Source organism: Mesorhizobium sp. WSM4807, assembly GCF_055811615.1.
In genome coordinates this window covers 22,887-37,859 of record NZ_JBVVQY010000041.1, presented here as the reverse complement: position 1 = coordinate 37,859, position 14,973 = coordinate 22,887, and the positions used below count along the sequence as shown (strand labels likewise).

At 62.4% G+C, this 14,973-nt stretch carries 15 protein-coding genes; 5 read left to right on the top strand and 10 right to left on the bottom strand.

Going from position 1 to position 14,973, the window contains the following annotated elements:
* Positions 1–123: 123 nt before the first annotated feature.
* From AC0L3N_RS30850 to AC0L3N_RS30840, 3 genes are read right to left on the bottom strand one after another with little or no spacing between them, the layout of a single operon-like run.
* Entirely contained in the window at positions 124–1,629 is a 1,506-nt protein-coding gene (locus AC0L3N_RS30850) for an ABC transporter substrate-binding protein (protein ID WP_292186597.1), read from the bottom strand.
* Positions 1,630–1,688: 59 nt separating this feature from the next.
* Entirely contained in the window at positions 1,689–2,561 is an 873-nt protein-coding gene (locus AC0L3N_RS30845; protein WP_192362543.1) for a carbohydrate ABC transporter permease, read from the bottom strand.
* 1 nt (position 2,562) lies between these two features.
* Positions 2,563–3,450, bottom strand: coding sequence for a carbohydrate ABC transporter permease (locus AC0L3N_RS30840; RefSeq protein WP_473488247.1), 888 nt, complete (start codon positions 3,448–3,450; stop codon positions 2,563–2,565).
* 155 nt (positions 3,451–3,605) lie between these two features.
* Between AC0L3N_RS30840 and AC0L3N_RS30835 the strand changes: the two genes are divergently transcribed.
* On the top strand, positions 3,606–4,526 hold the full coding sequence (locus tag AC0L3N_RS30835) for a sugar-binding transcriptional regulator (RefSeq protein WP_473551354.1): 921 nt from the start codon (positions 3,606–3,608) through the stop codon (positions 4,524–4,526).
* Between the two features lie 173 nt (positions 4,527–4,699).
* On the opposite strand, the gene AC0L3N_RS30830 is transcribed toward AC0L3N_RS30835, so the two are convergent.
* Both AC0L3N_RS30830 and AC0L3N_RS30825 read right to left on the bottom strand, forming a co-directional pair.
* On the bottom strand, positions 4,700–5,509 hold the full coding sequence (locus AC0L3N_RS30830; protein WP_473551352.1) for an HAD-IIB family hydrolase: 810 nt from the start codon (positions 5,507–5,509) through the stop codon (positions 4,700–4,702).
* Positions 5,510–5,513: 4 nt separating this feature from the next.
* Entirely contained in the window at positions 5,514–6,842 is a 1,329-nt protein-coding gene (locus AC0L3N_RS30825; protein WP_473551351.1) for a sn-glycerol-1-phosphate dehydrogenase, read from the bottom strand.
* A gap of 140 nt (positions 6,843–6,982) precedes the next feature.
* Between AC0L3N_RS30825 and AC0L3N_RS30820 the strand changes: the two genes are divergently transcribed.
* Both AC0L3N_RS30820 and AC0L3N_RS30815 read left to right on the top strand, forming a co-directional pair.
* Positions 6,983–7,966 carry a sugar-binding transcriptional regulator gene (locus AC0L3N_RS30820; RefSeq protein ID WP_473551349.1) on the top strand — a complete coding sequence of 328 codons (984 nt, stop codon included), beginning with the start codon at positions 6,983–6,985 and terminating at the stop codon, positions 7,964–7,966.
* Positions 7,967–8,005: 39 nt separating this feature from the next.
* Positions 8,006–9,502, top strand: a complete 1,497-nt coding sequence (locus AC0L3N_RS30815; protein WP_473551348.1) for a xylulokinase — start codon at positions 8,006–8,008, stop codon at positions 9,500–9,502.
* 55 nt (positions 9,503–9,557) lie between these two features.
* On the opposite strand, the gene AC0L3N_RS30810 is transcribed toward AC0L3N_RS30815, so the two are convergent.
* Positions 9,558–9,914, bottom strand: coding sequence for an ArsC family reductase (locus tag AC0L3N_RS30810; RefSeq protein ID WP_473551357.1), 357 nt, complete (start codon positions 9,912–9,914; stop codon positions 9,558–9,560).
* 162 nt (positions 9,915–10,076) lie between these two features.
* Here AC0L3N_RS30810 and AC0L3N_RS30805 point away from each other — a divergent pair, with 162 nt between their 5' ends.
* Positions 10,077–10,436, top strand: coding sequence for an ArsR/SmtB family transcription factor (locus AC0L3N_RS30805; protein ID WP_473551346.1), 360 nt, complete (start codon positions 10,077–10,079; stop codon positions 10,434–10,436).
* Positions 10,433–10,918, top strand: coding sequence for an SRPBCC family protein (locus AC0L3N_RS30800; protein WP_192362556.1), 486 nt, complete (start codon positions 10,433–10,435; stop codon positions 10,916–10,918). The genes AC0L3N_RS30805 and AC0L3N_RS30800 overlap by 4 nt, the downstream gene beginning before the upstream one ends.
* Before the next feature lie 77 nt (positions 10,919–10,995).
* Here AC0L3N_RS30800 and AC0L3N_RS30795 read toward each other — a convergent pair whose 3' ends face one another.
* From AC0L3N_RS30795 to AC0L3N_RS30780, 4 genes are read right to left on the bottom strand one after another with little or no spacing between them, the layout of a single operon-like run.
* Positions 10,996–11,985, bottom strand: coding sequence for a 2-dehydropantoate 2-reductase (locus AC0L3N_RS30795; protein WP_473551345.1), 990 nt, complete (start codon positions 11,983–11,985; stop codon positions 10,996–10,998).
* Positions 11,985–13,520, bottom strand: a complete 1,536-nt coding sequence (locus tag AC0L3N_RS30790) for an acyl--CoA ligase (protein ID WP_473551344.1) — start codon at positions 13,518–13,520, stop codon at positions 11,985–11,987. The genes AC0L3N_RS30795 and AC0L3N_RS30790 overlap by 1 nt, the downstream gene beginning before the upstream one ends.
* A complete protein-coding gene (locus AC0L3N_RS30785; protein ID WP_473551355.1) occupies positions 13,513–14,211 on the bottom strand; it encodes a fumarylacetoacetate hydrolase family protein in 699 nt (232 codons plus the stop codon). Before AC0L3N_RS30785 ends, AC0L3N_RS30790 begins: the two co-directional genes overlap by 8 nt.
* 2 nt (positions 14,212–14,213) lie before the next feature.
* Positions 14,214–14,969 (bottom strand): ABC transporter permease, encoded by a 756-nt coding sequence (locus AC0L3N_RS30780; protein ID WP_473551342.1) that lies wholly within the window; start codon positions 14,967–14,969, stop codon positions 14,214–14,216.
* Positions 14,970–14,973 lie beyond the last annotated feature (4 nt).

Genomic DNA, 14,973 nt, shown 5'->3' with positions numbered 1-14,973 from the left:
CCCCCCCCCCAAAAACAAACCCCCGCGCCGACCCCGCAACCCTTCTTTATCCAACATTTTTTTTTTTTTTTAAAAACCCCCCCCCCCCCGGGGGGGCCCCCCCCCCCCCCCACCCCGGAACATTCAGCCCTTGGCGACGAGATCGTCGACCTGGGTTTTCAGGGCGTCGAGCGACTCCTTGGCCGAGCCCGACTGGCCGGCGAAGTATTTGCCCAGCGCAACCGGGATCATGTCGCTCGAGAGTTCTGCCCATGCCGGCAGGTCGGGCTCGGATCCCATGTAGTTGGCGATGGTGTCGCGCACGACCGGCAAATGGCGGGTCGTGCCGGCGCCGACACGCGCATTGGCCAGCACGCGCGGATCGTCATAGACGCTGGTGCGCGTTGGGCCCGTACCGCCACCCAGAACGGTTATCAGCGCCTGGGTATCGGCTGAGGTCGCCCATTGCATGAAAATCCAGGCAGCATCCGGGCTCTTCGAGTATTTCGACACCGCGAGCGAAGAACCGCCCTGGTGACCAACGCCCGGGATTTCGCCGAATCCGGTTTGCTCGACAGTCCGCAGCGTGGCGGCAGGTTTCGGCGGAACCATCGCTTCCATCAGACCTGAGACCTTGGAGGCCTTGGGATCGTCGAAGAACGGGAAGAATTCGCCCCAGGACAGCATCGAGGCGGCTACCCCCTGGCCGACCGACTGGCCCTCGCCATCCCATGTCCAGCCGTCGACGCCGGGCGGCATCGTCGCCTTGAGCTTGTCCCAGTAGGCCATGGCGGCCAAGCCAGCTTCGTCGTTGCCGGTGAATTTGCCGTCGGGGCCGAAAATCGAACCGCCATGGCCCCAAAGCCACGCCGTCCAATCGCATTCGAGGCTGTAGTGGCCCGATTTCATCTGGCCGCTGGTGCCGTACATGTTCGGGCCCTTGGCGTCGGTGATCGCCGCGGACGCCTGCAGCAAATCGTCCAGCGTGGCCGGAGGCGGCAGCTTGAGCTCGTCCCAGACGTCCTTGCGGTATTGCATGATGAAGATCGGGATGTCGTAGGGCACGCCGACCATGCGGTCCTCGTACATGGCGATACCGTCGACGAGCGGCTTCAGGAAGTCGTCGATGTTGTAGTTCGGCATTGCCAGATCGGCGTTTTTGAGCTGCTCACGCGGATCGAAGACATCCTGGCTGAAGCTCGCCGCCCAGCTCTGGTCGATATAGTAGAGGTCGTAAGTGCCGAGGCTCGACGCCACGTCGAGCGTCAGCTTCTGCAGCACCTGCTCGAGCGGCAGCACTTCGATCTCGACCTTGATGCCGGTAGCCTCCTCGAAATACTGCTTGAGCTGCGTGGCGATGGCATTCGACGGCGGCGTCGATTCGGTGGCGAGACGGAGCGTCGTTCCGGCAAAGGGCTTGCCGACATCCGAGAGCCACTTGGTGATTTCGGCGCTGGGCTTTAACTCCTGTTCCTGAGCCGATGCCTGGCTGATGCCGTAGAACGGACGTCGTCCCAAGCCCATGCCGAGCGCGCCGGCGCCGAGGCCGAGAATGCTTGCTGCGCGAAGAAACGAGCGCCGGTCCATCTGTCCGCGAACGAAGCGGTCGGTGACAGAGGCAAGATGCGCCTTTCTGATGCTGTCCTTCATTGTCTACTCCTCCGGTTTAATTCGCGATTTTCACAAGGCTGCGAATTCGAGCCTCCCATCTATTGTTTCAACGATCCCATCGTGAGACCGCGCACGAGGTGCTTTTGAACCAACAGAATGAAGATGAAAGCGGGAATGATGGATGCGGCGCCAAGCGCGGCCATGTTGCCCCAGGCGGTGCCGATCGAGGTGACGAAGGTCGACGAGACGACTGGCACGGTCTTGAGCGACGTGGTGGTCAGGGTCAGCGCGAACAGGAATTCGGTCCAGCTGAAGATGAAGCAGAGCACCGCCGTGGCGGCGATGCCGCCCTTGGCCATCGGCAGCACGATCCGCCGGAAGATCATGAAGCGGCTGGCGCCATCGACGATGGCGCTCTCGTCGATCTCGGAGGGAATGTCGTCGAAGAAACTCTTCATCAGAAGGACGGCGAGCGGCAGGTTCATCAGCGCGTGGATCAGCACCATGCCGGTATAGGTGTCGATGAGCCCGAAATTCTTGTAGATGAAGAACATCGGGACCGCGACCGCGACGGGCGGCATCATGCGCGTCGACAACACCCAGCCGACAAAACTGTGCCGGCCGCGGAAGTTCATGCGCGACAGGGCATAGGCGGCAAGCGTGGCGATGGCGACAGCGAGCACGGTCGACAGCGTCGCGATCACGATCGAATCCCAGACGCGCGGCGCCATGTAGAAGTTGCCGCCGCCCGGCGTCACTGTGATGCCGCCGCTGCCGAGCGAAATCCCGAACACCTTCTGGAAATTGTCGAAGGTCGGCGTGAAGGCGAACAGTTTCGGCGGCCGGTTAAAGATGTCATTGCCGTGTTTGAATGCCACCGACGTCCAGTAGTAGATCGGAAAGAAGAAGACTGCGACCACAACCCAGGCGGCGATGGTGCGAAGCATGCGGGTCGAGAAGGAGCCGTTCATTCTACCATCTCACCTTCGCGATACGGATGAAGAGGTTGGCAATAACGAGGATGATCACCAGGGTGACGAGGCTGAGCGTGGCTCCATAGCCCCATTTTACGAAGCTGAACGTCTGCTGCCATGCATAGAGGGACAGCGAGTAGGTCGACGCTCCCGGCCCGCCAGAGGTCATGACGAAGACGTAGTCGAAGACCCGGAAGAGATCGATGCCGCGGACCAGGACGGCGATCGCGATCACCTTCGACATCATCGGCAGGGTGATGCGCCGGAAAATCTGGAACGACGACGCGCCGTCGATCATCGCGGCCTCATAAGGCTCCGGCGGCAGCGCCCTGAGACCGGCAAGGAAGATAAGGACCATGAACGGCGTCCACTGCCAGATTTCCGCGACGAGAACGCCGGCAAGCGCGGTCGAGGCCGTGGCAAGGATGGGGTTGTTCGGATTGAGCACCCCGATCGACTGCAGGACGTAGCTGATCACCCCGAACTGCGGATCCTCCATCAGCAGATACATCATGCCGACAATGGCCGGCGGGATGACAAGCGTCATCGTCAGCACGCCGCGCAGGAATCCGAAACCGAAGCCGTCGCTGTCGAGGAGCAGCGCGATCGCCATGCCGAGCACCAGTTCAAAGACCAGCGCGATGGCGAAATAGGTGAAGGTGATGACGAGCGACTGCCAGAACCGCGTGTCGTTCCAGAGCTGCACCCAGTTTTCCGTTCCGACGAATTCGAGCGCCCGCCGGCGCGGGACAAACTCGTGGAAGCTCAGCCAGATGTTGTAGATCAGGGGATAGACGGTGAAGACAAGCAGGATCGCCACCAGCGGCAGCAGCCAGGGCAGCGGGTGGTCCGAAATGACGAAACGTCTGGCTTGGGCAACCCGCACGCGTTCCTCCCGAACCGCTTCGTTTTGCGATGCACAAATGTTCATATCTTGTGCATTTGTTCAAATGCTATATCGTCACCATGTCTGTGGCAAGCACTTGTTGGCCGGCGACAGCGGCATTCGGATGGGTGCGCCACCTGCAGCGGAGGACCCTCATGACGTCGATTGGTCTGCTGGCACGGGTTGCCCATCAATATTTCGTGCTGGGCGAAACGCAGCAGGCCATCGCCGAGCGGCTGCAGATCAACCGCACCAAGATCCACAGGCTGCTGGCCGAGGCGAAGGAGCGCGGCATCGTCTCGATCCGCATCAACGCCGGGACGTCCCAGGCGCTCGAAATGGAAGAACAGCTCAGGCGGAAGTACCGGCTCGACATATGCAGCATCACGCCTGATGACACCGGGTCGGAGCTCGGGCTCTCCGAAGTGATCGGCATCTATGCCGCGCAGACCGTCGAGACGCTGCTCAGGGACGACATGACGGTCGCCATGGCGTGGGGCCGTACCATGAGATGGCTCGCCTCCAACATCGAACCGGTGGCGCTCAGGAACGTTACCGTCGTGCCGCTTCTCGGCTCTCTGTCGCGCCGGTCGTCGATCGACAAATACGACGCCGCCGCCGTCTTTGCCCAGCGCACTCAGGCCGAATCCTACTATCTCCCCGGACCCATCATCTGCGACAGCCGCGAAAGCCGCGAGACGATCCTGCAGCAACCGAGCGCGCGCGAGGTTATCCAGAAGGCGCTGAACGCCGATCTTGCGCTGATGAGCGTCGGCGGCACAACCAGCTCGACGCTTCGGAGCGTCGGTTATATGACCGACGAGGAATTCGACGACGTCCTGAGACTGAAGCCGATCGGGAACTTTCTCGGCTACTTCTTCGACCGCAACGCCGAACTCATCGACCATCCCGTCAACGAACGCATTGTCGGGGTTTATCCTCTCGACACGCTCAACATTCCCAAACGCATCCTCGTTTCCGGCGGAAAGAACAAGGTCGGCATCATGGCCAAGCTCCTGGAAAAAGGGTTCTTCACCGGCCTCATCACCGACCAGGAGACGGGCAGCTCGCTGTGACATCCACCGGCCGGCATCGCGGTGGCAGCCGAAGGTGCTGTGCGATGTTGCCTGGAGCGTTGCGCGCGCTTTCATCTGAAAGCAGACTGGCATCGAATCTTCCGTCCCTGGTTCTGTTTCGCCTGCAGAACATCCTTTGCGTCTTTGCGGGCGGCACATTTCGCGCCGGCCGATCAGACCACCCCTGACCTCCGGTTTGCCAGGATCACATCGGCAATCTCGACGAAGCCGCGGCCACCTCGCGACCTGGCGACGTAAGCGGGTTCGGCGTCGATCTGTCCCTGGAAATCCACGACATTCGCGACTCCGAACGAGTTCGGAAAGAACCCGAACATCGGGGCGTCGTTCGGGCTGTCTCCGACGAATGCATAGGCCTGCCTTTCAGCATCGAGATCGGTTCCCAGCCTCTCGCTCGCAAAGCGGCGCGTCATCGACAGCTTGTCGTATCGGCCAAACCAGCCGTTCACATGGATCGACGAAATCTTGGCGACAGCGCCGGCCTGCTCGAAAAGCTGCTTGATGCGCCTGGCATCGGACAGCGGCAGCGCCGGAACATCCTCGCAAAAGTCGATGGCCAGATCGGCTTCGCGATATCGCTGGTCGGCGGATACGGCCGAACCCGGCACTTCCTGGACAATGCGCTTTTCCAGTTCGGCGAGCCTGAGCCTGTTTTCCCGGCGTTCCTCAGCGCTCGCCGCGAAAACCCGGATCATCTTTCGCGTTGCCTGATCGTAAGCGAAGTAAAAAGCGCCATTTTCGCCGACCACGCCGGTCACCGGCCAGAACCGGGCAATCATGTCGCACCAGCCTGCCGGTCTCCCGGTAATGGGAGCAACGACAAGGCCCGACTGGTGCAGGCGTTCGAGCGCACGGTAGGCGTCGGCCGGAAGACGACCCTCGGTCGTCAGCGTGTCGTCGATATCGCAGAATACGCCGCGCATGCGCGACGCAGTTTCGGGTGCGAATTCGGCGAGGTCGCGCATCAGGTCAGGCTTCCCCGCGCGCAAAATCCTCCAGCATTCCTGCATCCGCAGCAATGTCGAGGAAGGAGAAGCGATTGCGCATCTCCCGGCAATGGACGACGGCTTCGCGGTAAAAATCGGCCGGCGTGCCCAATTCGGCCGCTGAGATAGGCCCGCCGGTAGATTTCAGCAGGCGCTGCATCTCGTCGACAGGCAGCATGAATTGCTTGAGCTCCTGCCTGAGCGTCGGCCAGAGCTCCTGCAGCCGCTCGTTGAACGCGACGGCGGCATTCTCGTCGAAGGCCTTCTTCTTCAGTTCGTCGAGACATTGTGCGGCGACAGCCGGCCCCATGCGGCGGACCATGTCGTCAGGATCGATCCTCGTCGCCTTCACCACCGGCGGCTGGTCGCTTGCTAGCATTGCTTGCTGCAAGCGCGCCATGGTGAGTGAAGCGACACCGACCTGGGTGCCGTGGAGCGTCCCGGGGTGACGCTCGCCGGCGAAGCAGTCGATGTAGTGCGATATTTGATGCTCGCCCATAGAACCGTGATTGGAGACGCCGGTGAAGGAAATGCCGAGGCCGCAGAGCGTCAGCACGCGATAGAGATAGCCATTGGCCTCGATGTCGCGTTCGGCAAGCTTTGCCGCACGCTCGTTGAGCGCCGCCTCATCCTTTTCCTGGATGAGAAACGGTACCTGATGGTAGGCAGTGCCAAGCAGACGGTGCGACATCCACCAGTCGATCTGGGCGACCGAGCGGCAAAGGCAGTCACCGAACCCCGCCGCCGATAGATAGGTCGGGGCGGCAGCGGAGACGCCAAGATCGACGAAAAAGCCTGATGGGGCGTGGGAAGGGAGCGATACCTTCAGGCCGCTTTCAAGTGTGATGGACGCAGTCGTTGATGTGTAGCCGTTCATCGAACCGGCCGTCCCGAACACGCAGTAGCGCCGTTCATTCCTTCCGGTGACGAACTTGCAGAGATCGTTGATCGTGCCGGAACCGACCGCTACCACGGCATCCGCATCCGCGAGTTTGACGGCCAGGCTTTCAACGTTGGCCATGTCGGCATGCGGGTGATCCAATATCAGGACATCGACAGGGCCGAGCGTCTTCAGTTCGCGCGCAATGCGTTCGCCAAGCGCATCATAGGTCGCGGCATCCGCGACGACCGTGAACCGCTCACCCAGGTTCAGCTCAGAAACGAGATCGGCGGCCCGCCCTTCGAGGCTTTCTTCGATGACGATCCGCTCATACGGCACCAAGGCCTTCTTCCCGGTCTCCGGGTTGGTCCAGCGCCCGTCCAAAATGTCGTCGATTAATGTCGTCCAGGATCCGGCTGCCGGATTCGTCATGGCGTCCTCATTCTGGGGCAACCCTCTAATCGAGGCGGAGGAGCGTTGCGTCATTGAACAATAGTCATCTATCTCTGTCTTTTGTCAAGCATTCGCCCGCGACGCTTGACTTCGTTCTGCAAACCTGCGGAAAAAGGGACATGAATGCCAACGCCGACATCGACCTGGTCCGACCATCTGGGCTCTCGGCACTGCCGCCCGAATTCGACAGCGCGGTGGCGTGGGCTGCCTGGCTCTACTATGTCGACCAGCTTAACCAGAGCGATGTGGCCAAGGTCATGAACGTCTCCAGGGCGAGCGTGGTACACTATCTGCAGGAGGCACGCGAAAGCGGACTTGTCGCCGTGCAGGTCGACCACGACGCTTTTGCCCGCACCTTGACCTCGCGGCGTCTCATGGAAAAATACGGGCTTCGCGGCGCCGCGGTTATCCCCGACCTTGATCCAAACGATGCCGACCGCCGCATCGGCGAAGCGGCAGGCCGGTTGCTGGCGTCGATGGTCGATCCGGGCGACACGATCGGCGTTGCCTGGGGAAAAACAGTGCTCGCTGCCGCCCGCTCGATCCCACGACTACGGCATGATCGGAACCTCACCGTCGTCCAGCTCTCGGGAAGCTCGATCGGCACCAGCGATTTCTCGCCGGAATTTTGCACCTCGCTGATGGCCAATCGGCTCGGCGCCCGCTGCATAAACCTGCTTGCCCCGGCGATCGTCTCCACCGACGAACTGCACGACGAACTCATGCAGGAGCCGATGCTCGTCAACCAGTTCCGCATGATCCGTGCCGCCGGCAAAGTCATCTTCGGGATCGGCGATATCGGGCCGGAGAGCACCTATGCCCGAGCCGGGATATCGGATGCCGCCGCACTTGCCGGCATGATCGAGCAGGGCGCGCTCGGGGTCATTATCGGGCGGTTCATCGACGCCCAGGGAGCCGCTTTCGCAACGCCGCTCGACGGACGCACCGTCGGCATCACGCTCGACGAACTGAAAGCGGTGCCGGTCCGCATCTGCGCCGCCGGTGGCGCCCGCAAGATGGGGGCGATCAGAGGCGGGCTCGGCGGCGGATATGCGACACATTTTGTCACCGACATGGCCACCGCGAACATTCTGTTGGAATAACCGGCACTCGGTGGAACTCATCGTCTCGGGAGGACAATCATGGGCAGCAGCGACGAACCTCTTGTCGTCGGCCTCGACAGTTCCACGCAATCCTGCAAGGCGATTGCCTGGAGCCGGGACGGACGAGCCGTGGCGGAAGGCCGCGCGCCGCTCGATCTGATGAAGCCGAGGCCGGACTACGTCGAGCAGGAGGTCACCGACTGGTGGCGGGCCGCGACGACGGCGCTGAGACAGCTTGTCGGCGCGGTCGATGCGAAACGCATCGCCGGTATCGCGATCTCCAACCAGCGCGAGACCGTAGCCCTCATCGACGGCGCCGGCGAGCCGATCGGACCCGCGAGCCTCTGGCTCGACGAACGTGCCGCCGGGCTGGTCGACCGTTTCGCGGCGGAGATCGGCCGTGAGCGGCTGCACGCAATCACCGGCAAGCCGATCGATGTGACGCCGGTCGTTTACCGCCTGAAATGGCTGCGCGAGAACGAGCCGGAACGATTGGACCATGCGAACAAAATCCTCGACGTGCACGGCTATCTGACGCTGAAACTGACGGGAATGCCAAGTGCGAGCTGGACGAGCGCCGATCCGTTCGGTCTCTTCGACATCTCGCGCAAGGCATGGTCGCAGCCGATCCTCGATCATCTCGGCATCAAGCTGTCGCAACTTCCCGATGCGGTGCGGTCCGGCACGCGGATCGGGACCGTTCATGCCGCGGCCTCGGCCGCAACGGGCCTTTCCGAAGGTACGCCGGTGATTGCCGCCGGCGGCGATGGGCAATGCGCCGGGCTCGGCGTCAATGCCATGCGCGACGGCGTCGTCTATCTCAACCTCGGAACTGCGATCATCGCAGGAATCTGGTCGCGGGAACCGGTGGTCGGCGCCTTCTGGCGTACCATGACCTCGCCGACAGGCGATGGCTATTTCCTCGAGGCTGTGCAGCGGGCGGGTGTCTATTTCGTCAACTGGTTCGTCGACGCGTTTGCCGGCGGGCGCTCCGATCCGGCGATCTTCGACCGTCTGGAAAGGGAAGCGGTGGCCGTCCCGATCGGCTCCGACGGACTTCTCGCCGGCACCACCCTGGTCGGTTGCATGGACCCGCATTGGGATCCGAGCGCGCGCGCGAGCTTCATCGGCATGCACCCTTCGCACACGCTCGGTCACTTTTATCGTGCCGGGCTCGAGGCGATGACGCTGCAAACCGCCCGGGCTCTCGAAGAGATGCGCAGTCATGGTCTTTCGCCGGCGCAAATGGTGGCGATCGGCGGCGGCGCCAACAGCAAGCTTTGGACAAAAATGATCGCGGACGCGACCGGGATCTCGATCCATAAGGGGCACAATGCTGAAGCCTCCTCCCTCGGCGCAGCGATTAGCGCCGCGGTCGGCGTCGGATGGTTCGAAAGTTTTTCTGAGGCGGCGGACGCCATGACCAGCATCGCCGAGACAATCGAACCGGACCCCAGCTGCCGCGAAGCGTGGGACGCGCTCTCGGCCAGGCAGGCCAAGGTCTTCCCCGCGACCCAATTCGCCTGGCGGAATTGAGACCAGCGCGGCAAGCAACCTCTCGAACTGGAGCGTAAAAAGCGTCGCCGTCCCGCTACTTCAACCCACCCACCGCATGCTGATAGACATCAGGCTTGAAGCCGACGAGGATACGATCGCCAAGATCGAGGACCGGCCGCTTGATCATCGTCGGTTTGGCCAGCATCAGCGCCTTGGCCTTCTTCTCGTCGAGACTCAGCTTGTCCTTGTCCGACAGTTCGCGAAATGTCGTGCTCGCCTTGTTGAGCAGGATTTCCCAGCCGACCCTGCCGGACCAACTGTCCAGCCGATCCGCCTCCAGTCCTTCGACCCTGTAGTCGTGAAAGCGATAGGCGACATCATGGCTCTGCAGCCAGACACGCGCCTTCTTGATCGTGTCGCAATTGGTGATGCCGTACATCGTGATCGTCAAATTTTTGCCCTCGGACTGATCGCTCATCGAATCTGGCGCACCGTAAACCACCCCTCAGACATTGCCACCGACCCCCGCAGGCATCCTCACAATTTTTGCGCTTGCCAATACTAAGGTTTTTACCTAAGTAATATAAATTAAGTGCAGTGACGCGAGGACGACATGACTGTGGCAACAAGCCTGCACTCCGCCAGCCAGCCGCCGATTGACGGCATCTTCCGGGCGCTTGCCGATCCAACGCGCCGCCGTGTTGTCGAGCGGCTGAACAGAAGCCCCGCCTCGGTTAGCGAGCTCGCGCAGCCATTCGACATGACCCTGCCCTCCTTCATTGAACATCTCAGGGTTTTAGAAGGCTGCGGGCTCGTCCATTCCGAAAAAGCCGGCCGCGTCAGGACCTACCGGCTTGCGCCTGAGCCGCTGAAGCTTGCGGAAAACTGGCTGGCCGAGCAGCGCACCCTGTGGGAGCGCCGCCTCGATCAATTCGACGACTACGTCCTAAAACTCAAGGAGAAAGACAAATGAGTTCGACCGTGCTGTTCAAACCCGACCCCAAACTCGACCTCGTCCTCGAACGTGTCATCGACGCGCCGCGCGAGCTTTTGTGGATAGCCTGGACGACGCCCGAGCATGTTCGGCAATGGTTCACACCGAAGCCGTGGATCGTCACTGATTGCGAGATCGACCTCAGACCTGGCGGGCTGTTCAGGACCCGCATGCAGTCGCCTGATGGCAAGGAGGTCAATGACCGCCACTGCTGCTACCTCGACATCGTGCCGAACGAGCGGCTGGTGTGGACCGATGCGTTGCTGCCCGGCTATCGGCCGTCAGGGGACTCATTCATCACAGCGGTCATAGCATTGCAGCCGGAAGGCAAGGCGACGCGCTACACCGCGACAGCCATCCACCGGGATGAAGCGACACGAAAGAACCACGAGGAAATGGGCTTTTTCGATGGCTGGGGCACCGTGGCCGACCAGCTTGCGGAATATGTGAAGGGGATTTGAGTAGATTGATCATGACGTGGCGATCAACGGCCAGCGATCCAGGGAGTCAAGCATGGTCGAGAAACCCACCTACCCCGTCACGCCGAGGTCAGATAGCAGCCGCGCTCGATGGCGAGGCGGCGCACCAGCGCCAGAACGCTGTCGATGGTGGGCGTCGGCTGGCCGGTCAGCCGGCCAAGCTCCTGGACCGCCGTTACCAGTGCGTCGATCTCCATCGGTCGGCCGCGTTCCAGATCCTGCAGCATCGACGTCTTGTGCTCGCCGACGTCGCCGGCCCCCTTGATGCGACGGTCGACCGAGATCGGGAAACGGACGCCGAGGCTTTCGCCGATCGCCTGCGCCTCCAGCATCATGGCGCGGGCAAGCATGCGGGTTGCCTCGTCGGCAGCGATTGCCGAAAGCGTGCTGCCGGTCAGCGCGGAAATCGGGTTGAAGGAGAGATTGCCCCAGAGCTTCACCCAGATTTCGCTTCGGATGTCGTCGCGAACCGGCACCTGCAGCCCCGCCGCAACCATCTCCTCGGCAAGCCGCGTGACACGTTCGCTCTTCTCGCCCGAGGGCTCACCAAGCGAGAAGCGTTTTCCCTCGATATGGCGGACCAGGCCGGGCGCATCCACCTCGGCCGCGGGATAGACGACCGAGCCGATGACGCGATCCGGCCCAAGCCGATCCCAGATCAGCCCACCGGGATCCACCGCTTGCAACCGCGTGCCTTCAAGCGATCCGCCGATCTTGTGGAAATACCACCACGGCACGCCATTCTGCATGGTGACGACGGCCGTCCCTTCGCCCAGCAGCGGCGCGATCTGGTCGAGCGCTGGTGCGACGGAATGGGCCTTGAGCGCCAGAACGACGTAGTCCTGGACACCTAGCTCTTGCGCCTGCGCGGCGGCCCTGACAGAGGCGGTTGATTCATGACCGTCTTCCATCAGGCGAAGCCCGGCCGTCTTGATCGCATCGAGATGAGCGCCCCGCGCCACGATCGACAGATCGACGCGGCCGGCCATGGCAAGTTTGGCCGAGAGATAGCCGCCGATCGCGCCGGCGCCAAAAATGGTGATCCGCATCATCCCAGCCTGGGTTTCGCAAGACCGAGTTTGGTCGCGAGACCGATGCGCTGCAGCTTGCCCGTCGCGCCCTTCGGGATTTCGTTCAGGATCAGGACAATGCGCGGCACCTTGAAGTCGGCAAGCCGGAGCGCGGCAAAGCTGCGGATGTCGCCTTCGGTGGCGGCCATGCCCTCGCGCAGCACGATCGCAGCCGCGACCTCCTCGCCGAGCTTGTCGTGTGGCGTGGCGAAGGTGACGACCTGGGCCACCGCCGGATGATCCATCAGCACGTCGTCGACCTCGAGCGGCGAGATCTTCTCGCCGCCACGGTTGATGATCTCCTTGAGCCGGCCGGTGACGCGCAGATAACCGTCATCGTCGAGCATGCCCTGGTCGCCGGTATGAAACCAGCCATGCGCGAAGGCGGTGGCATTGGCGTCCAGATTGTTCTCGTATCCGGCGGTGACATTGGGCCCGCGAATGACGATCTCGCCGGTCTCACCGGGCTGCAGCAATTGCCCGTCCAGCGCCATCACCGCCACCTCCGGTCCGGCGGCGGCGCCGACGCTGCCCGGCTTGCGCAGGCCCGGCGGCAACCGGTTCGAGGCCATCTGGTGCGCGGCCTCGGTCATGCCGTAGGATTCGATCACCGGACAGCCGAAGGTCGCCTCAAGCTCCGCCATCACTTGCGGCGGGAGCGATGCCGAGGACGAGCGGATGAAGCGAAGAGGCGCGGCGGCCAATGCATCGGCATTGCGCGCCGCCCGCGGCAGGATGGCCTGATGCATGGTCGGCACGGCCGTGTACCAGCTCGGCCGCGCCTCGCTAAGCCAATGGAAGAAGCGCAGCGCGTTGAAGCCCGGCGTGCAGAAGACGCTGCCGCCGGCCGCGAGCGAGGACAACACCGCCGCGATCAGCCCATGAATGTGGAATAGCGGCATGACGTTGAGGCAGCGATCACCGGCCGTCAGGCCGAGCGTAGCGCCGATATGGGCGGCCGAGGCGGTGAGATTGGCATGGCTGAGCGGCACCAGCTTGGGTCGTGACGTGGTGCCGGACGTGTGCAGCAACAGCGCGATGTCGCCGTCCTCAGCCAGGCCGGGCGAAACAGACGGACCAACCGGTTTGCCCTCGATCTCAAAACTGCCGGCTGGCGCGTCACCCCGCGCGACCAGTCTCAGCACAGCTATGCCCAGACGCTCGGCAACCGCGACCGCCGGACCACTCTCGTCCTCGGCGACCAGGATTGCGTTGGCGCCGATGTCGGAGAGATAAAAATCGAGCTCGTCGGCCCGGTAGGCCGGGTTGAGCGGCGCCGTCGACGCCGCTGCGGCCACCGCTACAAAGGCAGTCGCCATCTCCGGCCCGTTCGGCAGCACGATGGCCACCCGGTCGCCACGGCCGAGGCCCAGCGCATGCAGTTGGGCTGCCATCTCGGAGATCAGGCGGCACAGTCCGCCATGGGTGAGCGTGATCCTGTCGGGCGCCGAAATCGCCGGCGCATCATCCGCGCCGGCAGCAAGTCGTTCAATGATCGATGCCGCTTCAGACAACGCGAACCTCTAGGTCGCCGACGCCATCGATATGACCGCGAAGAACATCACCGCGAACAACCGCGCCGACGCCCGCCGGCGTGCCGGAAAGAATGATGTCCCCCGGCATCAGCGTGAAAAGACCTGAGAGATAGCTGATCATTTCCGGAACTTTCCAAATCATCTGGTTGAGGTCGCCGGTCTGTTTTCGCTGGCCATTGACGTCCAGCCAAATCGCTCCCTGGGTTGGATGGCCGATCGAGCTTGCCGGAACCAATGGCGTACATGGCGCTGATGCCTCGAAGGCCTTGCCGACCTCCCATGGACGGCCCATATCCTTCGCCTTACCTTGCAGGTCGCGCCGCGTCATGTCGAGACCTACGCCGTAACCGAACACGCAGTCCAGAGCCTTTTCGACCGGGATATTCGTACCGCCGCTTTTCAGCGCCACGACCATTTCGATCTCGTGATGGACATCGTTGGAAGCCGGAGGATACGGAAAGTCCCCTGTCGTATCGAGGTTGTCGGGGTTCTTCTGGAAGAAGAACGGCGGCTCCTTGTTGGGGTCGTGTCCCATCTCGACTGCATGCGCGGCATAGTTCCGTCCGACGCAATAGACCCGGTGCACCGGAAACATTTTGTCGGTTGCCGCCACCGGGATGCTGGGGATTGCGGTCGGTTCGATGACATAGCTTGAGGTGGTGCCGTGCATGTTCACTGTCTTGCTCCTGCATAGTATTCGACTTTCGCTTCGGCTCTTTCGATCAGTTCGGCGATCAGCAGGGCGAAGGCAAAAAGGATGATGGTCAAGGCCCAGAATTCGGCCATGCGGAAATTTCGCGAGAAGGTCTCGAACAGCGCACCGTAGCCGACGATGGCGACGAGCAACTGGCCGATGACGACGCCCTTGACGCCACGGATGAGGCCGAGGCGGATGCCGGCAAGGATTTCCGGAAGTGCCGCCCAAAGGATGATCTTGGTATAAAGCGCCGGGCGCGAGGCGCCATAGGAACGCGCCATTTCGATCAGCGACGGCGAGATGTGGCGGACCCCGGCGCGCGTGTCGAGAACGATGATCCAGATCGCAAACAGGAACACCGCCGCAACGATCGTCTTCTCGCCGAAGCCGAACAGGATCATCAGCACCGGGACGATCGCCGAGAGCGGTGCGCTTGAAAAGATGTTGACCCACATGCCGAGCAGGTCGTCGGCAATCTTGACGCGTCCCATCAGGATGCCCAGAGGCACGCCGATTACGATCGACAGGGCCATGCCCATGGCGAAGGCGCGAAGGGTCGTGACCGTCGCGCTCTGCCAGGACGGCGTCTGCACCAGACCGACGGCTGCAGCCAGCACGTCGCTAAAGGGCGGCAGCAGAAAAACAAGGTCCAGCCGGCCGACGATTTCCCACACGACGCACCAGACAAGCAGGGACGCCATCATTGGTATTCGGTAGCCAAACAAGGTCATGGCC